Origin of the sequence: Acinetobacter sp. IK40 (genome assembly GCF_035615075.1) — a bacterium.
GTDB lineage: Bacteria > Pseudomonadota > Gammaproteobacteria > Pseudomonadales > Moraxellaceae > Acinetobacter > Acinetobacter courvalinii.
The window spans coordinates 294343-313100 of record NZ_JANBOE010000004.1 but is presented as its reverse complement, the minus strand read 5'-3'; the positions used below and the strand labels follow the sequence as shown (position 1 = coordinate 313100).

At 44.0% G+C, this 18758-nt stretch carries 20 protein-coding genes; 12 read left to right on the top strand and 8 right to left on the bottom strand.

Features of this window, described 5'->3' with window-relative positions; genetic code table 11:
- Positions 1-34 precede the first annotated feature (34 nt).
- The 5 genes from MSG93_RS09735 (at position 35) to MSG93_RS09715 (ending at position 4578) form a co-directional block, all read left to right on the top strand.
- Entirely contained in the window at positions 35-322 is a 288-nt protein-coding gene (locus tag MSG93_RS09735) for a YbeD family protein (protein ID WP_004775193.1), read from the top strand.
- Positions 323-470: 148 nt separating this feature from the next.
- Positions 471-1124 carry a lipoyl(octanoyl) transferase LipB gene (lipB, locus tag MSG93_RS09730; protein ID WP_324621567.1) on the top strand — a complete coding sequence of 218 codons (654 nt, stop codon included), beginning with the start codon at positions 471-473 and terminating at the stop codon, positions 1122-1124.
- Positions 1125-1204: 80 nt separating this feature from the next.
- A complete protein-coding gene (locus MSG93_RS09725) occupies positions 1205-1738 on the top strand; it encodes a hypothetical protein (protein ID WP_324621566.1) in 534 nt (177 codons plus the stop codon).
- Between the two features lies 1 nt (position 1739).
- On the top strand, positions 1740-2924 hold the full coding sequence (locus MSG93_RS09720) for an iron-containing alcohol dehydrogenase (protein ID WP_324621565.1): 1185 nt from the start codon (positions 1740-1742) through the stop codon (positions 2922-2924).
- Between the two features lie 256 nt (positions 2925-3180).
- On the top strand, positions 3181-4578 hold the full coding sequence (locus tag MSG93_RS09715; RefSeq protein ID WP_324621564.1) for an APC family permease: 1398 nt from the start codon (positions 3181-3183) through the stop codon (positions 4576-4578).
- Positions 4579-4636: 58 nt separating this feature from the next.
- Here the strand turns inward: MSG93_RS09715 and MSG93_RS09710 are convergent, their stop codons facing one another.
- Positions 4637-5191, bottom strand: coding sequence for a flavodoxin family protein (locus tag MSG93_RS09710; RefSeq protein WP_324621563.1), 555 nt, complete (start codon positions 5189-5191; stop codon positions 4637-4639).
- A 117-nt stretch (positions 5192-5308) separates the two neighbouring features.
- Between MSG93_RS09710 and MSG93_RS09705 the strand changes: the two genes are divergently transcribed.
- Together MSG93_RS09705 and MSG93_RS09700 are read left to right on the top strand one after the other, a co-directional pair.
- Entirely contained in the window at positions 5309-5680 is a 372-nt protein-coding gene (locus tag MSG93_RS09705) for a helix-turn-helix domain-containing protein (RefSeq protein ID WP_324621562.1), read from the top strand.
- A 28-nt stretch (positions 5681-5708) separates the two neighbouring features.
- Positions 5709-6089: a VOC family protein gene (locus MSG93_RS09700; RefSeq protein ID WP_324621561.1), complete on the top strand. Its 381-nt coding sequence runs from the start codon at positions 5709-5711 to the stop codon at positions 6087-6089.
- Here the strand turns inward: MSG93_RS09700 and MSG93_RS09695 are convergent, their stop codons facing one another.
- The 5 genes from MSG93_RS09695 to lolA form a co-directional block, all read right to left on the bottom strand.
- Positions 6090-6560 carry a tRNA (cytidine(34)-2'-O)-methyltransferase gene (locus tag MSG93_RS09695; protein WP_032874968.1) on the bottom strand — a complete coding sequence of 157 codons (471 nt, stop codon included), beginning with the start codon at positions 6558-6560 and terminating at the stop codon, positions 6090-6092. It abuts the gene before it with no gap.
- Between the two features lie 109 nt (positions 6561-6669).
- The gene (gene cysG, locus MSG93_RS09690; protein ID WP_324621560.1) at positions 6670-8043 is read right to left on the bottom strand and encodes a siroheme synthase CysG; all 1374 of its coding nucleotides are present in this window, start codon (positions 8041-8043) and stop codon (positions 6670-6672) included.
- A gap of 67 nt (positions 8044-8110) precedes the next feature.
- Entirely contained in the window at positions 8111-9382 is a 1272-nt protein-coding gene (gene serS / locus MSG93_RS09685; protein ID WP_004652225.1) for a serine--tRNA ligase, read from the bottom strand.
- Between the two features lie 108 nt (positions 9383-9490).
- Positions 9491-10252, bottom strand: coding sequence for an RsiV family protein (locus MSG93_RS09680; RefSeq protein WP_324621559.1), 762 nt, complete (start codon positions 10250-10252; stop codon positions 9491-9493).
- A 129-nt stretch (positions 10253-10381) separates the two neighbouring features.
- Positions 10382-11086 (bottom strand): outer membrane lipoprotein chaperone LolA, encoded by a 705-nt coding sequence (gene lolA, locus MSG93_RS09675; protein ID WP_005227063.1) that lies wholly within the window; start codon positions 11084-11086, stop codon positions 10382-10384.
- Between the two features lie 290 nt (positions 11087-11376).
- Here lolA and MSG93_RS09670 point away from each other — a divergent pair, with 290 nt between their 5' ends.
- Positions 11377-12246, top strand: coding sequence for a pirin family protein (locus MSG93_RS09670; RefSeq protein ID WP_324621558.1), 870 nt, complete (start codon positions 11377-11379; stop codon positions 12244-12246).
- A 67-nt stretch (positions 12247-12313) separates the two neighbouring features.
- Here MSG93_RS09670 and rpmA read toward each other — a convergent pair whose 3' ends face one another.
- Together rpmA and rplU are read right to left on the bottom strand one after the other, a co-directional pair.
- Entirely contained in the window at positions 12314-12568 is a 255-nt protein-coding gene (gene rpmA / locus MSG93_RS09665) for a 50S ribosomal protein L27 (protein WP_004640422.1), read from the bottom strand.
- 18 nt (positions 12569-12586) lie between these two features.
- Positions 12587-12898, bottom strand: coding sequence for a 50S ribosomal protein L21 (gene rplU / locus MSG93_RS09660; RefSeq protein ID WP_004652230.1), 312 nt, complete (start codon positions 12896-12898; stop codon positions 12587-12589).
- 448 nt (positions 12899-13346) lie between these two features.
- Here rplU and sdsA point away from each other — a divergent pair, with 448 nt between their 5' ends.
- The 4 genes from sdsA to MSG93_RS09640 all read left to right on the top strand — a co-directional run bounded on the left by sdsA (position 13347) and on the right by MSG93_RS09640 (position 18750).
- Entirely contained in the window at positions 13347-14324 is a 978-nt protein-coding gene (gene sdsA / locus MSG93_RS09655) for an All-trans-nonaprenyl-diphosphate synthase (protein ID WP_324621557.1), read from the top strand.
- A 15-nt stretch (positions 14325-14339) separates the two neighbouring features.
- Positions 14340-16388 carry a site-specific recombinase gene (locus tag MSG93_RS09650; RefSeq protein WP_324621556.1) on the top strand — a complete coding sequence of 683 codons (2049 nt, stop codon included), beginning with the start codon at positions 14340-14342 and terminating at the stop codon, positions 16386-16388.
- Between the two features lie 471 nt (positions 16389-16859).
- Positions 16860-17510, top strand: a complete 651-nt coding sequence (locus tag MSG93_RS09645; RefSeq protein WP_324621555.1) for a phosphatase PAP2 family protein — start codon at positions 16860-16862, stop codon at positions 17508-17510.
- Positions 17497-18750, top strand: coding sequence for an efflux RND transporter periplasmic adaptor subunit (locus MSG93_RS09640; protein WP_005227058.1), 1254 nt, complete (start codon positions 17497-17499; stop codon positions 18748-18750). Before MSG93_RS09645 ends, MSG93_RS09640 begins: the two co-directional genes overlap by 14 nt.
- Positions 18751-18758 lie beyond the last annotated feature (8 nt).

Genomic DNA, 18758 nt, shown 5'->3' with positions numbered 1-18758 from the left:
ACTGATGCAGGCGTTTCAAATTAAGAGGTTGCTCATGTTAGACCGCACTCCTTCTCGTGAATTACAAGAACATCTTTGGGTCTTCCCAATGGACTATCCAATCAAATTGATTGGTAATGCAGGGGATGAACTTCGAGTCGCTGTTGTTGATATTTTGCAGAAGCACTTCCCTGAATTTGATGGCAACTCAGTAAAAGTTCAGCCTTCACGTACAGGTAAATACCACTCTTTAACGGCTCAGCTACGCTTTGAAGAGCTGGAACAAGTTCATGCACTCTATGCTGACCTTGCAGCCTGTCCTTTAATCAAGACAGCGCTTTAATACAGAAATCCAAAATGCGAAAGTGTTTTGGATTTTTTTACGTTAAAAATAACAGCCTATCTATGCTTAAACGGCTATTTATCTGCTCAAAATCATTCCATAATTAAGCCACTCCCCGATTAAAAGCTGCAAAGGAAATTCTGCTGTAATGAGTGCTGTAAAACCGACCTTAATCATTCGTTGTTTGAATGATCTGCAAGATTACACGACACGTTTTGAAGCCATGAAAGACTTCACAACCCAGCGTGATGAAAACACCCCTGACGAAGTCTGGTTATTACAACATCAGGATGTCTTGACCCAAGGACAAGCAGGTAAGGCAGAACATATTCTGATGCACAGTAATCTTCCGGTCGTTCATACCGATCGCGGCGGTCAGGTCACCTGGCATGGCAAAGGTCAACTGGTGGCCTATTTCCTTCTGGATCTGAATCGCTTGAAGTGGCATGTCCGTACCTTGGTCAGCTTTGCTGAGCAAGCCATGATCGATCTGCTCAAGCAATACAATATTGAAGCTTATGCCAAACCTGATGCACCCGGAGTCTATGTCGATGGACGTAAGATCGGTTCACTGGGCTTTAAGATCCGTCGTGGACGTAGCTATCATGGACTTGCGCTGAATATCGATTGCGACCTTACCGGCTTTCAAACCATTAACCCATGCGGCTATGCAGGTTTAGAAATGGTGCGCTTGCAAGACTTACTGCAAGATTATCCAAGCTTTGAGCAGCTTTGCGATACGTTCATTAGTTACCTAAAAAATACGGATTTCTTTAATGACCTTGTAGTCATATCTGAATAATTTACTTTTCAATCCAATTAAAATAAATTAGAGTAAATACTCTAAATTAGCCGTGCATAATTTTAACAAGGGACGAGCAAGTGATTTCAACCAAAGCAGTGAAGCCCACTTTGCAATTTGCCTATGTCAAACTCATGATGGACGTTGTGGGTCGTGGCCTCGTAATGGCAAGCCAAGTGGATCGTGAAGTTCAAGAGGAAGTGTCCAAGTTTCCTGTTGGTTTTATCCTTTCAATGAATGTTTTTCCAAATGGACCTGCGTTTGTGGCATGTGTGACCGAAGAAAAACAGTTAGAGTTGTTGTCAAACTATAAAGGCAAGCCTGATTTGACCATTACTTTCAAGCATCTGACCCATGCCTTTCTGGTGTTTTCTTTTCAGGAAAGTACGGCACAGGCCTTTGCCAACGACCGTATGATTGCTGATGGTGATGTCTCCAGTGCCATCCGTCTGGTGCGCTGCCTGAATAAAATGGAAGCCTTGATCCTACCAAAACTGATCGCTTCACTGGCAGTCAAACGTTACCCTGCTGAATTGACATTCAAACAAAAATTCACAGGTGCAAAAAATATCTATCTTAAAGTCGCAAAATCTTATCTGAAACGGAGCGCATAACATGGCTAAGCCTTATTACGAGTTTTTCTGTCCTGTAAAAGTCATTGCTGGTAACGCTGCGTTAGAGCACATTCCTTTTGAACTTGCGACTTTAGGCGCAAAACGCCCCATGATCATTACCGACAAAGGCGTGCGTGCCAATGGTTTACTCAGCCCGATCGAGGCGGCTTTTAGCACTACGGATGCGGTGATTGGCGCAATCTTTGATGATGTACCACCCGATTCAAGTCTGGAAGTGGTTCGTTTAGCCGCAGAACTGTATCGCAAGCAAAAATGTGATGCGATTATTGCGATTGGAGGTGGCTCAGTCATCGACACCTCTAAGGCAACCAACATCCTGGTGTCTGAAGGCGGTGATGACCTGTTGCAATATTCAGGTGCACACAACCTGCCTAAACCATTAAAACCTTTCTTCGTGATTCCAACCACCTCAGGTACCGGTTCAGAAGCGACCATGGTGGCGGTAGTTTCGGATACGCAACGCAATGTAAAACTGGCTTTTGCCTCTTACTACCTGATGCCACATGCAGCGATTCTCGATCCACGCATGACCCAGACCTTGCCACCGCATCTGACTGCCATGACGGGTATGGATGCATTGACGCACTGTATTGAAGCATATACCTGCTTGGCAGCCAATCCATTGAGTGATGCCTATGCCAGTGCCGGCATTAAAAAGATCAGTGAAAACCTGTTCAAAGTTTTGGATAACCCAAGCGATGCACAAGGTCGTTTAGAGCTTGCTCAGGCATCTACCATGGCCGGGATTGCCTTCTCGAATTCAATGGTTGGTCTGGTTCATTCACTCGGCCATGCGCTAGGTGCGGTAGCTCACCTGCCCCACGGCCTATGCATGAACCTGTTCTTGCCATATGTGCTTGAATATAACAAAGAAATTAATGGCGACAAGATTGGTGAACTGTTACTGCCACTTGCAGGCGCCGATATTTATGCGCAAACGCCAGCAAGTTTACGTGCCGACAAAGCCATTGCCACTGTACTTGCAATGCGCGACCGCTTATTTAGCCTGACCAAGCTTCCACGTACCTTGCGCGAAACAGGTAAAATTACTGAAGCACAACTGGATGAAGTAGCTGAAAAGGCGTTAAATGATGGTTCTATCATCTACAATCCAAAAGAAGCCAACCTGCAAGATATCCGTGCAATCTTGCAAAAATCATGGTAATTCATTGAATTAATTAATTTTAAACAAAATAAAGCCTCATCATTGAGGCTTTATTTTATTTTGGTGAATCGATATTCATCTTTTTGTTTACCCTTTTGGCAAAAAAGTTGCTAAAAAAATTGTAAAAGTACTGCCAATTTATAGCGTTTTACGATAGATTGGCGCACTTCGTTTTTTCTGTAGGGGGGATCATTTCGTCTCAAATGATCCTTAAACCATAGCTGATCCTTGATCAACGATTATGAGGATAACGCCGTTGACAAATATCTCTGGGACTCCATCGGTAGCTAAGCTGCAAAAGACACTTGGTCTTTGGCATATTATTATTATTGGTTTAGCTTACATCCAACCCATGACGTTGTTTGACACTTTCGGACTGGTTTCCGAAGAAAGTCATCACCATGTTCCCACCTCTTATATTGTTGCCCTGATTGCAATCTTATTTACTTCAATCAGTTATGGTCACATGATCCGTCGATACCCTTCATCAGGATCGGCTTATACCTATGCACAAAAATCAATTCATCCCAATGTAGGTTTCATGGTGGGTTGGTCATCCTGGCTGGATTATTTACTCTCGCCGATGGTCAATATTATCTTGGCGGTGATTTATCTGGAAGCCTTGTTCCCAACAGTAAATCACTGGGTCTGGGTGGTTGTCCTCACAGCATTCATGACAGGGATCAACTTGCGTGGTGCCCGTTTTGTTGCCAACTTCAATAGCTGGATTGTACTGGTGCAGCTGATTGTGATTGGTACCTTTACCTATCTGGTTTATGACAAATTACAGATGGGGATTAATGCAGACGGCGCGATTACGGCTGAAACCCGTTATCAGTTGTGGAGTCTGGAACCGTTCTGGAATGAACTCACGTCAGTGGGTGCATTAATCACAGGTGCGACCCTGCTCTGCTTCTCATTTACAGGTTTTGACTCACTCAGCTCTTTGGCAGAAGAAACCAAAGATACAGAAAAGACCTTACCGAAAGCGATTTTCCTGACGGCATTATTTGCTGGTGTTATTTTCATTATTAGCACCTACTTTATGCAGATTTACTTCCCGAATGATCCAAAGTCGTATTTCACCAATATTGCTGAAACTCAACCCGAGATTCTGCTTTTGGTCGGCGGTTCATTATTCCAGTCTTACGTATTGGCTTTTGCCATTGTAACGGTCATGGCTTCCGGGATTTCTGCACATGCAGGCGTTTCTCGCCTGATGTACGTGATGGGTCGTGATGGCGTAATCAATAAGAAGATTTTCGGTCATATCAGTCCAAAAACCTTTACCCCGTCGTATAACATTATCATTGTCGGTTTAGTCGCATTGACTGCGGGCTTTATGGATCTGGATATTGTGATTTCAATGATTAGCTTTGGTGCACTGACAGCATTTACCTTTGTAAACCTGTCTGTGATTTCTCGTTATGCCTTACGAGATGGTCGCACTAAAACACTAAAAGACATTATCAGCTTTGTGGTTATTCCTTTATTCGGCTTTATCAGCATCTTTGCGATGTGGCTTGAAATTGAAGAATCGGCATTGAAGTTCGGTTTATGGTGGGCCATGTTTGGTATTTTATACTTGGGTTATAAAACCAAGGGCTTTAAATACAACGCACCACAACATAATGAATTTGATGATAAACATTAATTCTCATCACATTAAAATAAAAAAGGCGCTTAATGCGTCTTTTTTATTATCTTTCATTTTAACCATGCAACTTTTCAACAATTGCTTTCACACGTTGAGCGTAAAGCTTCGCGGTCTCTAAATCACCTGTTGGAATCTCATCCACACTGGCATCTGACGGTGACTGAACCAGCAGACCAACTGAACCACCCAAATTATTAATATCTTCACGTTTAGCCGCTTTGGTATTGGCAGGTAATAAACCCAAGCTCACCCAAATACCACCATGCTGTGATGCCAAGGTTTGCAACTGAATCAAGGTCACTTGCTTGTCACCATTCAGACTTGCACTGTTGGTAAAACCTGCAAACACCTTATCCTGCCAGCCGCGGGTAAACCAGATTTTTGAAGAAGCATCGGCAAATTTCTTAAACTGCCACGGTGTTGCTGCCATATAAGTGGGCGCACCAAACACAATACCTTGCGCATTATTGAGGGTTTGCCAATCCTGTTCAGTAATCTCGCCATTCTGATCAATTTCAATCAAAGCCGCATCAATTGCACCCGCAAAAGTTTCAGCAACCACTTTGGTATGACCATAGCCCGAGAAGTAAACAACTGCAATTTGTGTCATGAGAGTATCCAAAATTTTTCAAAAGTTCGATTTAATGATATATTTTAGAAACTAGGTGTCAATTAGTTACCAACTGGTAACTACTGACATTCGATTGAGAAAATGAGGGTTATCGCTATGAATCAGGCATTAAAATACGATATTTATCAACAGCATTGCCCTGCCCGTTTATTTTTCGAAAAAATTGCAGACAAATGGGTACTGATGATTATCAATGTGCTGGCACGAGAGACTCAGCATTTCAATTTATTGAAAAAAAGCATTCAGGGTATTTCACCCAAGGTCTTGTCGCAGAAGCTAAAAATGCTGGAACGAGATGGATTTATCCAGCGTCAGGTGCAGAATACCGCCCCGATTCGAGTGGATTATTCACTTACTCCACTCGGTTTGGAAGTGGCAGAAATGGCATATCAACTCAAAGATTGGGCTGAGAGTAATATCGAACAGGTCATCTACGCTCAACAGCGTTTTGATGCGATACAGCAATAAGAAATCCAATAAAAATGAGGGATAGGCGATGATTGCACAACCTTTAATTGCAGTGAGCGATGTCGAAAAAACTAGCCTGTGGTACCAGACGATGCTTGGCTTGGAAAGCGGTCATGGCGGTAAAGAATATGAACAGTTGCTGTTTGAGCAACGGATGGTGCTGCAACTGCACCAATGGCAAGCGCATGAACATCCACATATCGGAGATCCGAAACGAGTGATCGGTAACGGTGTGTTATTGTGGTTTGAAAGCAATCGATTTGATGAGATTGTACTAAAACTACAAACCCATCAAGTCGAAATTCTGGAAGGCCCTAAATACAATCCCAATGCGCATCATCGGGAGATCTGGTTTAAAGACCTCAATGGATATACGCTGGTTGTGGCAAGCCCATATGGCGATCTTTGATTAGAGTTGTTTAAAGCCTTGTTGTCGCCATGCTTCATATACAATGACAGCGGTCGCATTGGAAAGATTCAAGCTTCTTGAGTTTTCCGCCATTGGCAAACGAATCCACTGCTCTTGCGGAAACATCATACGTACCTGCTCAGGCAGGCCACGGGTTTCAGGCCCCATCAACAAGGCCACGGGACGATTCAAATCGACGGTATGCGGTGTTGCACTGCCTTTAGTGGTAAGTGGAAAAACATGCTCAACCCCTTTCGCCTTTAAATCGGCAAGACAGAGTTCGATATTGTCCCAAATTTGCATTCGTGCCCATTCATGGTAATCCAAACCTGCACGTTTTAACTTTTTATCATCCAGCTCAAAACCCAAAGGTTTTACCAAATGTAGTTGCGCACCGGTATTGGCACATAGACGAATGATATTACCTGTATTCGCTGGAATCTCAGGCTCGTATAGGACGACATGAATCACAAATTTTCTCTACTTTTCATAATCCCTCCTAGCCTCCCTTTGAAAAAGGGAGGAACTCCCCTCTTTTTTAAAGAGGGGAGGAGCGGTTATAGCTCCGCAAGGAGGGATTCTATTGCCATTTTAACTGTTCACGTAAACTGACCACTTCACCAATAATGGTTAAAGTCGGTGCTACGATCTGATTGTCAGATACTTTGGTTGCGATATCCGCCAGAGTACCCACCACCACTTTTTGCTCCGGCGTGGTGCCTTTGGAAATCAAGGCCACTGGCATGCTTGGACGCTGACCATGTGCAATTAATTGCTCGCAAATACGTTCCAGACCGACCAGGCCCATATATAGCACCAAGGTCTGGTTTTCATAGACCAGTTCATTCCAAGGCAGCTCAGGTGAGCCTTCTTTTAAATGTCCTGTCAGGAACCGTACACTTTGCGCATAATCACGATGGGTCAGAGGAATACCTGCATACGCTGAACAGCCGGAAGCTGCGGTAATGCCCGGAACAACTTGGAAAGTCACATTGGCTTCCACCAATTCCTGAATTTCCTCTCCACCACGCCCAAAGATAAAGGGATCGCCGCCTTTTAAACGACAAACACGTTTACCTTGTTGCGCATATTCCACCAGTAAGGCATTGATGCCATCTTGTGGAACAGAATGGTTAGAACGCGCTTTACCGACATAAATCTTTTCAGCGTCACGGCGGCACAAGTCCAGAATCGGTGCTGAGACTAAGCGATCGTAAATCACCACATCCGCTTGTTGCATTAAGTGCAATGCTTTTAAAGTCAGCAGTTCTGGATCGCCCGGCCCCGCGCCGACCAAATACACCTCACCTTTCGGTGCGGTCCATTCTGTTAAAGCCTGCTCAATCAAATTATTGGCTACAGCAATATTGTCATTAAAAACCTGTTCTTTCAGCGGACTGGCATACAGGTTTTCCCAGAAGATACGACGCTCATCCGGATTGGCAATTTTGGCTTTGACTTGCTTACGCCACTGGCCTGAAAACTCAGCCAGCTTACCCATGCCATGCGGCACAATGGTTTCGATCTGCGTACGTAACTGTCTGGATAAAACCGGGGATGCACCATTGGAAGCGACCGAAATCACCAAGGGCGAACGATCAATAATCGCAGGTACCATAAAACGGCAATGCGGAATATCATCGACACTATTCACCAGCAGATTACGCTGTTCACACTGTTCAAATACTGCTTTATTGACATCAGGCTGATCTGTCGCTGCAATCACCAAGCGATAAGGCGTAGCCAGAACATTTTCAGAGAAAGGCGATTGAATATATTGCCCTGTCGATTGCTCAACAAGCTGATGTAATTCAGGAATGATGTCAGGTGCAATGACATCAACAATTGCACCTGCTTTGACTAACAAGTTTGCTTTGCGGTAGGCAATATGCCCACCACCCACAATCAGACAATGTTGCTGCTGCAACTTTAAAGAGATTGGGAAAATTTCCACGTCACGCCTCTATATTTTCAATCTGATTGAGCTCAAGCAAAAACTATGCACAAATTCGATGCAAAGTTTAGTCGATGTAGCTAACACCGCCCATATATGGACGTAAAACTTCTGGAATCTCGATTGAACCATCAGCGCGTTGATAGTTTTCCATCACCGCAAGCAAGGTACGACCCACCGCTAAACCAGAACCATTCAAGGTATGCACCAATTCGATCTTCTTCTGATCAACACGGTAGCGTGCTTTCATACGACGTGCTTGGAAATCGCCCACATTTGAGCAGCTTGAAATTTCACGATAGGTATCTTGGCTCGGCACCCAGACTTCTAGGTCATACGTTTTAACTGCGCCAAAGCCCATGTCACCACCACAGAGCAAAATCTTACGGTACGGTAAACCCAATGCCTGCAAAATACCCTCTGCGTGTGCAGTCAATTCTTCAAGTGCCTGCATAGAGTGCTCTGGTTTTACGATTTGCACCATTTCGACCTTGTCGAATTGGTGTTGGCGAATCAAACCACGGGTATCACGACCATAAGAACCTGCTTCACTGCGGAAACATGGAGTGTGTGCAGAATATTTCAGTGGTAAACGATCCGCATCAATAATTTCGTCACGAACGAAGTTGGTCACTGGCACTTCAGCGGTTGGAATTAGGTAATACTCTTTTTCACCTTGTAGCTTAAATAAGTCTTCTTCAAACTTAGGCAGTTGACCTGTACCACGCAAGCTGTCTGCATTGACTAAATACGGTACATAAGCTTCGGTATAACCGTTTTTGAGGGTATGTGTATCGAGCATGAACTGGGTCAAAGCACGTTGTAAACGCGCCAAAGGTCCTTTCAATACGCTGAAACGTGAACCTGTTAATTTGGTCGCTGTTTCAAACTCCAGACCACCCATCATTTCACCCAGGTCGGTATGATCTTTGATTTCAAAATCAAACTGGCGTGGTGTGCCCCATTTCAGGATTTCAAGGTTATCGCTCTCGTCTTTACCAAAGGGAACCGACTCATCTGGCAAGTTTGGAATGGCCAGAGATTTTTGCTCTAGCTCAGCTTGTAACTCAGCCAAAGCCACTTCAGCAGCTTTGATCTCATCACCAATGGCCGCCATACGTGCCATGATCTCAGAAGCATCTCCACCCGATTTTTTGATTTGACCGACTTGTTTAGCACCAGCATTACGCTCTGCTTGTAAGTTTTCAGCTTTGGATTGCAAATCTTTACGGCGAGCTTCTAAATCAGCCCACTCTTGTACATTTAACTGAATACCACGTTTTGCCAAAGCAGCATTCACTGCTTCAATATTATTTCTGAGTAACTTTGGGTCGATCATAATCAATCATGAATAGAGGAAAAAACTGGCTATAGTGTAAGGCTTAAACCTAAAAAAATACAGCGCTTGTACAGCCTCTACACACGATATGTAGAGGCTGTACTCAAACTAGCCTGCATCTTTTGGCAAGCTCGGCAAGTATTCGGCTTTGACAAACTCCTTCGCCGCATAATATGGCAAGGTCAGTTCGCTCATTCCTTCTGCATAAGAAGCCAGCTCATACAATGGATAAACAAAGACGATGCCGTTTACGCCATAGTAATAATTATCACTGACCTGTAATTGGTCTTTCTTGATGTTATGTTGTTCTAACCAGTTTTGATTTGCAGCATACAGTTCATCACGAAGTTTATTATTCATCTCCGGTTTAAGCAGTTCGCTCACGGTAATGTGCTTCTTGTTCTTCAAGTCGAAGTTGACAAACTCCTGATGTGACATGCCATGTGCCGCACCTGTTGAGTATGAATAGCTCTGAATGGCAAAGGTGGCAAGGTTATAATTTTGCCCTACAAAACGGACAGAGGTACTACTCTCATTCTGTACCATTCCATCAGCGGGAGCTTTAACCTCTTGGTCAGCCAGATTTGCGAACGCATTCGGCTCAGCCTTTTTCATCCGGTTCATGAAATAGTCATCTATCCAGGTCTGGTTGGTGTGTACCGTTTGCAAGTCATAGGTGGTACAGCCATCTTCCAGACACACTTTTTGTTTTGGAATTTTAACCGCGGTAACGGTGGCATGAATGAGCGGAATATCGCTGGTTTTTTCTGTCGGGGTAGCCGCTTCTTTTTTCGGCTGACACCCGGCTAATGCGACAACCGTCAGGATAGGAAGAATGGGAAGAAATTTTGATAATTGTGAAGTATTCATCGTCCTACACGTCTCTGATGTTTTTCTTCACTATACAAAGCCTTGCCCGTAGATGAAATTAAGAAATGTATCTATAAACGGTTCAATAAAAAAAGCCGCATCATCTGCGGCTTTTTATCTCATCAGGACTTACTGATCAATAATATCGGTCCCTTTAGGCGGTGTAAAATTAAACACCGATGCTGGAATCGACGGATTCACTTTAAGATTATTGAAACGTACATAGGTGGTTTGGCCCAAAGAGTCCTGCAAGATCATCAAGTTCGGTGCTTTATTGGCGCCAAAACTAATAGTGAGACTTTGGAAGGCACCATCTTGCTGTTTCGGATACAAGGTGTAATACAGTTTGCTACGGTCCGGTTGGGTCACACGATAAGACTGCATGATCTGGTTGGTATTGCCCGATAACAATAATGCAGGGGTATTGGCAATTTGATCATCCAGACTTTGACGGACGGCTTGCTGTAAATCAGGATCATAGATCCATACCACCTTACCTGTAGTCACGATCGTTTGCTTGGCCGGACTGGTGGTTTCCCAATAGAATTTTCCTGGACGTTCAACCTTCATCGTTCCCTTAAAGGTCTGATTCATATGTTGAGCGGTCAAACTTTTTTTCTGTGCGGTTTTATTGCTGTTGCTACTTGCAACTTTTGTGGTTTGTTCAAAATCTGCGGTGAATCGTTGCAAGCCAGATAACTGCTGAACCAGACTGTTTGTTGCTTGCTGAGCCGATGCAGCGACAGGTGCAGCAAAGACCTGACTACTCACAACCGGAGCAAGTGTGATTGCACTTAATGTTGCAGCATAAGCCATTTTTTTTACGAAATTCATAAAAACAACCTTCTATCAGATTTCTACTGTTATGCCGACATCTTACTGTTTTTGATCATTAAAAAAATGAAGAAAAGCACAGGTTTTGTGTAGTTCGTGTCGCAAAGTTCTGCATTATGTATGAAGTTACGACCTTTATGTAGAGATTGTAAGAGTAAAAAATCAACTTTTTACTGATTCACTCATTCTCAAGTCAATGTCTGGTGAAAGAAAATTATTGATCCGTTTTTATCTAGACGAATCAGTAGCGTTTGCTAAGCTAAAGCCAAGCATATTGAACAGAATCCACCATGAAAAGCCTGGCCTTTATCCACCGTAATGACACGCATTTTGCCATTGGTGACTTTTATCCGGCATTGTCGGTATTTTCTTATCAGGAACTGGGCAACACCACCTCACCCTTTTTACTGCTGGATCATCTGGGGCCTGGACGACTGGCACCGAAAAGCCCAAAAAAAGGCGTGAATGAACATCCGCATCGCGGCTTTGAAACAGTGACCTTTGTGTTTGCAGGTGAATTACAGCATCAGGATTCTGCCGGCCATGGCGGCATTATGACATCAGGCGATGTGCAATGGATGACTGCCGCCTCAGGTATTCAACATACGGAACATTTTAGCCCTGCCTTTCGTGAGCGCGGCGGGTATTTTGAAATGCTGCAATTGTGGGTCAATCTTCCCGCAAAAGACAAGATGGCAGCTCCGCACTATCAAAGCTTGCAGAGTCATAGCATCCCTACAGTACAACTGGAACATGAAGCGGGTTATGTGCGTATCGTGGCTGGTCAGTTCCGCAATATTCAGGGCATTGCCCACACTTATAGCCCAATGAATGTTTTAGATGTCCATCTAAATAAACAACAGCAACTTATCCTGCCTGCCCATCATGGTGACACGACTTTAATTTATTTACGCAAAGGCAAACTGCAGTTCGCTGCGGATGAAGAGATTCTGGAAGAGCAAGCCTTGGCGGTGATGTCCAGCTTTGATACCGATGTTGCGATCACCGCCTTAGAAAACTGTGATCTGTTATTTTTATCGGCACCTCCCTTGCAGGAACCGATCAATGGACATGGCTTTTTTGTGATGAACAGTTATGAGGAAATTTTACAGGCCTATGAAGACTTAAAAACCGGAAACTTTGGAAAAGCTTCGGACTAAACCACAATTCAAAATTTATCCGCATAAAAAAACCCGCTCAACGCGGGTTTTCTCGAACTATTAAAACTTAAGCTTCAACAGTTACATAGCGACGGCCAAACTGACCTTTCACTTCAAATTTTACTACGCCGTCAGCAGTAGCAAATAAAGTATGGTCACGGCCCATACCAACATTTGCACCAGCGTGGAACTCAGTACCACGTTGACGAACGATGATGTTACCAGCAGTTACAGTTTGACCACCGTAAACTTTAACACCCAACATCTTAGGATTCGAATCACGACCGTTCTTCGTCGATCCACCGGCTTTTTTAGTTGCCATGTCTATTTACTCCTCGTGTTAGCCTGCGATACCAGTAATTTTCAACTCGGTAAACCATTGACGGTGACCTTGTTGCTTACGGTAGTGTTTACGACGACGCATTTTGATGATGCGGATTTTGTCGTGACGACCATGGCCAACTACTTCTGCAGTTACTTTTGCGCCAGCTACAACTGGAGCACCGATTTGAATGTTGTCACCGTTAACAACCATTAATACGTCATCAAACGTAATAGTCGCGCCAGTTTCAGCTTTCAATAATTCTACTTTAAGGGTTTCACCCTCAACAACACGGTGCTGTTTACCACCGCTTTGGATTACTGCGTACATAATGTACTCCAACTTGCCCGTGTCGTCGTGCCGATAAAGGGACATATCGATCTTAAGACGAACGCCACTGGGGTTATACAAGGGGACAAATTTTAAGTGAAAATTGCTCAAACAACAAGTAATTTTGCATAAATGCCCGTATATCGATAACTTGCTTGGAATTTTTAGTAAAATCAATTAGATTGTGGGCGCACTTTTTTGATTGATTCGCGTCAAGATTTGCAATACATTTTCAAAAACAAATTGTGACAATAACAAACTGTATTTTGTACTGTGGTGAGTAAAGTAATAACGCTTGGTGGGAACAGCCCTTTTTCTGTCTAATTTAAGAGCAAAGAGTTCATGATCGCGTTTTAAATAGCGGATTACACCGTCTGCATAACAGTTTAGTCACAGATTAATTGCTACACTTGGCAACATTACCCACCTATACGAGGTTTTTCTTCATATGGTTATCGATTTTAAGCAAGACATTCTCTCCCCTGTTGCGACAGATTTTGCTGCGATGGATCGCCTCATCAATGAAGGAATTAGCTCAAAAGTCGGTTTGGTGATGAGTGTCAGCAAGCATGTGGTCGAAGCCGGTGGCAAACGCATGCGTCCGATTATGTGCCTACTTGCAGCCCGCGCCTGCGGTTTGGCCGATATGCAACAGGCCCAGCATCTGGCGGCCGTGATTGAAATGCTGCACACCGCTACACTGGTACATGATGATGTGGTCGATGAATCGAGCTTGCGCCGTGGTCGTCCAACCGCAAATGCAACCTGGAACAACCAGACTGCAGTTCTGGTCGGTGATTTCCTGATCTCACGTGCGTTTGATCTGTTGGTTGACCTGAATAACATGACCTTATTGAAAGATTTTTCAACCGGAACTTGTGAAATCGCGGAAGGTGAAGTCCTGCAACTGCAATCACAGCATCAGCCGGATACCACCGAAGAAACCTATCTCAGCATTATTCACGGCAAAACATCACGTTTATTCGAACTTGCGACTGAAGGTGCGGCAATTTTAGCGGGAGCAGAAGAGTACCAGGAACCGTTACGTCGCTTCGCCGGCCATTTTGGCAATGCCTTTCAGATTATCGATGATATTCTGGATTACACCTCCGATGCAGAAACATTAGGTAAAAATATCGGTGATGATTTAATGGAAGGTAAACCGACTTTACCGTTAATTTCAGCATTAGCTCATTCAACTGGTGATGATCATGCGATTATTCGTCGCAGTATTGCAACAGGTGGTGTTGAGCAACTGGACAAGGTGATTGAGATTGTTCATCACTCTGGTGGCCTGGAATATTGTCAAAAACGTGCTCAGCAGGAAACAGATGCGGCTTTGGAAGCATTAAAAGCGCTGCCTGATAATGAATATCGCCAAGCACTGATCAATTTGACGCTCATGGCTTTACATCGACTACAATAATTTTTCTGACTGCTTATGCATTTAACTTTATCTGATCTTTTTTTAAATATGCAGGAACAGCTTGACCAACCTCAAGCTGTTCTTGATGAAAATCTCCTGATTGAACTGGTCAATCGTATCCGCCCTAAAAATCCAAACGATGCGGATGAAGTCAAACAACGTATTCACGCCCTGATCAGAATCTTATTACTCACCCCAACCTCTGCCATTCTGCTACAAAACTTTTTACTCAAACTGATTAGCCAATATAAACAGATTAGTTTATATGCCGATAGCGGCATTCTTTCGCTGGATGGTTTCTGGAATCAGTTAGGACAGCGCTTAGGGGCACATTTCCTGCCGCTGGTCGAGGATGGTCAACAACTGAAAACCCTGATTGGAAAAGTCTTTCATCAGGAAAATGATTATGAATGGCTTGATCTGATCGATAATCAGGACTGGACGACCTTATTTAACCTCTTGGCTGAAAGTCAAAGCAATACCCTCGAGAAACAGGTTTCCAAAAACGAACTGATCAAGGCAATTACGGTTTTATCTTACCGGATTAGCGGAATTGGCCTGTATCCTGAGTTTATTAATGCTCAGCCAGATATTATCGAATACGAATCGCCTTTTCTGGTTCAGAACCGCGATATCATTGAGTTCATTGAGAAATATAAAAAACAGATTGAAGATCAGGATGCGGTTGTGGTTTTGCCCCCACCCGATGCCTCACAAGCCTTTGTAATGCTGGACCAGTGTCGTGATGTGGTACTTAAAATACGTCGTGCCACCAAACGGATCGGGGTTAGTATCAGTCTGACCTATCTGCTATCGTTACTGGAGCAGTCTCTGGACCGGATTGAACTGTTGCTGACACTCTTGGCCAGTAAAACCGAAGCGCGTTATACCGCACTGGGCGAATTGATCATCGATTTGACCAAAGCGCATTATGACAGTAAAAGTGTTCGTCATTTACTTAACTCGACCAGTGAACTGATCGCCCTTCAGGTGACTGAAAATGCCAGTAGAACGGGTGAGCATTATGTAAGTACCGACAAGGCTGGCTTCTTTGGCATGTATAAGGCAGCGGCTGGCGCAGGTGTGATTATTGCCATCATGGCAAGTCTCAAGATTTTAACTGCACGTTTAGTGCTTGCGCCATTAATGCAAGCCTTTTTGTTCAGTATGAATTACTCGCTGGGCTTTTTACTGATTCACGTATTGCACTTTACAGTGGCGACCAAACAGCCAGCCATGACAGCGGCTGCACTTGCAACCACGGTACAGCAACAGAAAGGCAGTAAAACCGCTCAGATTGCTGAGCTGGCCGCTTTGATTATTAATATTATCCGGACCCAGTTTATTGCGATTCTGGGGAATATTTCGATTGCGATTCCGACGGCGGCGCTGATTACCTTTTTGTGGCAATACAATCTGGGAGAACCGCTGCTTAACCACGCCAAATCGGCAAAAATTCTGCATAGTCTCAACCCCTTCACTTCTTTAGCGGTGCCTCATGCCGCAATTGCCGGCGTCTGTCTGTTTTTATCCGGGCTGATTGCCGGCTATTTTGATAATCTGGCCGTCTATCGTAAGGTAGGGCCGCGTCTAAGACAGCATCCACGTCTCAAGCGCTGGATGGGACAAAAACGTCTGGATAAATTTGCAAGCTATATTGAGACCAATCTCGGTGCTTTGGCTGGTAATTTCCTGTTCGGGATTATGCTGGGAAGTATGGGTACGATTGGATTCATTCTGGGTTTACCTTTGGATATCCGTCATATTGCCTTTGCCTCGGCGAACTTTATCCAGGGTCTAATGACTATTGGTAATCCGGATATCGGTCTGATTATCGTGTCGTTCCTCGGCGTCCTGCTCATTGGTCTCACCAACTTGTTTGTCAGCTTTACCTTGACCATTATTGTGGCTTTGCGTGCTCGCCGGGTTCGTTTTTCACAATGGAAACCTTTGGCCAAATTAGTGATGACCCACTTCCTGACCCGACCAAGCGATTTTTTCTGGCCGCCAAAGCAACCGGTTGAAGTGGAAGAGCAGCCTAAAAATGCCTCATCATCTCATTAACTTCGTACAGAAAAGTCAGCAAACTACAAGTCTAACATTTGAACTATTTTTGGATATAATCAACCCGCCAGAAATAGTTTCAATAGATCGGTTGCCCCTTTCTATGCTGTGCTTGGTGCAACAAGTGATCGCTAATCTGAACTGGATTTTTTAGTTAAACTTAAAAAAACGGGCACAGCTGATGCGGTGAATTTATGACTTTATTTTTACAGATGTTCTGTCAGAAACTTGATGGATTGATGCATTCTAAACATCTGGAAAAGTGATTACAGCGCATGAATACCACATTAAACACTTAAAAGCCAAAATGAGATATGCATCAAATTTTGTTATGTTTTTTTACTGAACCTTAAAAAAACTTCAAAATGAAATTATCATAAAATTTCAAGACTTGACCTAAAGTGTACTCGCGAGTACACTTTCAAACACTCAACAACCCTGAACAACGGTTAAGCAAATAATGAGTAGCGCATGCCGTACCTATTGCTTTGTATTGGTTGCTTTTTTTTAGGACTCGGTGCGATTGGATTCATGAATGCCAACGCATCAACTTTAGACCTTTTTAGTGTTCAAGCTTTTTTTGAGCACCGTTCATTTACGCTTAACCATGTGACAGTTCTGCTCTCCCGTCTGGGTGGCATGCCTTTTTTATTATTTTTAACTTCTATTTTGTGTGTGTACCAAAGCTGGATTAAAAATTATAGGAATGTGTCCTTTATCGCTTTAAGCGTGAGTGGCAGTATTGTGATTGGTTGGCTTCTGAAATGGAGCATTGATCGGCCAAGACCAATGGAGTTTTATCACTTGGTTCAAAGTTATGGCGCATCCTTCCCAAGTGCCCATAGCCTTTATGCTGCAACCCTGGCGAGTATCATCATGTTGTTATGCCAACAACATAAATATCGCACCAGTGTCATTTTAGTATCTACTTTATGGTTTATTTTCATGGGGATATCTAGAGTTTATGCGGGGGTTCACTACCCGACCGACGTTCTTGCCGGTTGGGGAATTGGGTTGATTTGGACTGCGTTGCTTTGGTTTGGGCTGTATCAAAGCACTTTCAGCAACAATTTGTTTTTAGATAAAAAATCTAAATTGAGGTGGAATAATGATGTCGGCTAAGCTTTGGGCTCCTGCCCTCACTGCTTGCGCATTAGCAACAAGCATTGCGCTTGTTGGTTGTAGCAAAGATCCTAAAGATGCACAGCAAGCTGCTGCTGCTCAAAAAATGCCACCTGCTGAAGTAGGTGTCATTGTTGCTCAACCACAAAGCGTTGAACAGAACGTCGAACTGTCAGGCCGAACCTCTGCGTATCAAGTTTCAGAAGTTCGTCCGCAAACAGGCGGCGTGATTTTAAAACGATTATTTGCTGAAGGTAGCTACGTTCAGGCGGGTCAAGCACTCTATCAAATTGATGCAAATACCAACCGTGCGACTGCAGACAATGCACGTGCGGCGTTATTACGTCAACAAGCGAACCTGAATGCTTTACGCGTAAAAGAAGGCCGTTATCGTCAACTTGTAGGAACCAATGCGGTTTCTAAACAAGAGTATGACGATATCAATGCTCAGGTCAAACTGGCTGAAGCAGATGTTGCAGCGTCTCAAGCCGCATTGAAAAATGCTGAAATTACCTTGGGCTACTCAACTGTGCGTGCGCCAATTTCTGGTCAGTCTAGCCGTTCTTCGGTGACACCAGGTGCATTGGTGACTGCAAACCAGGCCGATCCATTGGTGACCATTCAACAACTTGATCCGATCTATGTGGATATTAACCAATCAAGTGCCGAGTTATTGCGTCTGCGTCAACAACTGAGCAAAGGCAGCTTGAATAACAGTAACAATACCCGTGTCAAAATCACGCTTGAAGATGGGTCGGAATACCCTGTCGAAGGCCAGCTGGCATTCTCTGATGCAAGTGTCAATCCGGATACAGGTACCGTGACTTTACGTGCGGTGTTCTCGAATCCAAACCATTTGTTATTACCAGGCATGTATGCAACTGCCAAGATTTCGCAAGGGATTTTGCCTAATGCTTACCTGATTCCACAAGCAGCGGTATCTCGTTTACCGACAGGACAAGCCATTGCAATGGTTGTCAATGCCAAAGGTGTGATTGAAACCCGTCCGGTCACCACTGCTGGTGTCAAAGGTCAGGACTGGATTATAACGAATGGCCTACAGGCTGGTGATAAAGTTGTTGTTGACGGTGTGGCTAAGGTCAAAGAAGGACAGGAAGTGTCTGTAAAACCTTATCAACCAAAAGCAGCTGAAGGTCAGAATGCAGCGCCAAAAGCAGCTGAACAGCAAAAGCAAGCCAACTCACCAAAAGCTGAACAAAAAGCAACTTCAGAAGCTTAAGGGGTAGA

Excerpts from the sequence above, each read along its gene's own strand:
- MSG93_RS09670 (WP_324621558.1), top strand. The coding sequence starts at position 11,377 with ATGAAAAGCCTGGCCTTTATCCACCGTAATGACACGCATTTTGCCATT.
- rpmA (WP_004640422.1), bottom strand. The coding sequence starts at position 12,568 with ATGGCAACTAAAAAAGCCGGTGGATCGACGAAGAACGGTCGTGATTCG.
- MSG93_RS09700 (WP_324621561.1), top strand. The coding sequence starts at position 5,709 with ATGATTGCACAACCTTTAATTGCAGTGAGCGATGTCGAAAAAACTAGC.
- lipB (WP_324621567.1), top strand. The coding sequence starts at position 471 with ATGAGTGCTGTAAAACCGACCTTAATCATTCGTTGTTTGAATGATCTG.
- MSG93_RS09735 (WP_004775193.1), top strand. The coding sequence starts at position 35 with ATGTTAGACCGCACTCCTTCTCGTGAATTACAAGAACATCTTTGGGTC.
- MSG93_RS09640 (WP_005227058.1), top strand. The coding sequence starts at position 17,497 with ATGATGTCGGCTAAGCTTTGGGCTCCTGCCCTCACTGCTTGCGCATTA.
- MSG93_RS09650 (WP_324621556.1), top strand. The coding sequence starts at position 14,340 with ATGCATTTAACTTTATCTGATCTTTTTTTAAATATGCAGGAACAGCTT.
- sdsA (WP_324621557.1), top strand. The coding sequence starts at position 13,347 with ATGGTTATCGATTTTAAGCAAGACATTCTCTCCCCTGTTGCGACAGAT.
- MSG93_RS09710 (WP_324621563.1), bottom strand. The coding sequence starts at position 5,191 with ATGACACAAATTGCAGTTGTTTACTTCTCGGGCTATGGTCATACCAAA.
- MSG93_RS09680 (WP_324621559.1), bottom strand. The coding sequence starts at position 10,252 with ATGAATACTTCACAATTATCAAAATTTCTTCCCATTCTTCCTATCCTG.
- MSG93_RS09645 (WP_324621555.1), top strand. The coding sequence starts at position 16,860 with ATGCCGTACCTATTGCTTTGTATTGGTTGCTTTTTTTTAGGACTCGGT.
- MSG93_RS09720 (WP_324621565.1), top strand. The coding sequence starts at position 1,740 with ATGGCTAAGCCTTATTACGAGTTTTTCTGTCCTGTAAAAGTCATTGCT.
- MSG93_RS09705 (WP_324621562.1), top strand. The coding sequence starts at position 5,309 with ATGAATCAGGCATTAAAATACGATATTTATCAACAGCATTGCCCTGCC.
- rplU (WP_004652230.1), bottom strand. The coding sequence starts at position 12,898 with ATGTACGCAGTAATCCAAAGCGGTGGTAAACAGCACCGTGTTGTTGAG.
- serS (WP_004652225.1), bottom strand. The coding sequence starts at position 9,382 with ATGATCGACCCAAAGTTACTCAGAAATAATATTGAAGCAGTGAATGCT.
- lolA (WP_005227063.1), bottom strand. The coding sequence starts at position 11,086 with ATGAATTTCGTAAAAAAAATGGCTTATGCTGCAACATTAAGTGCAATC.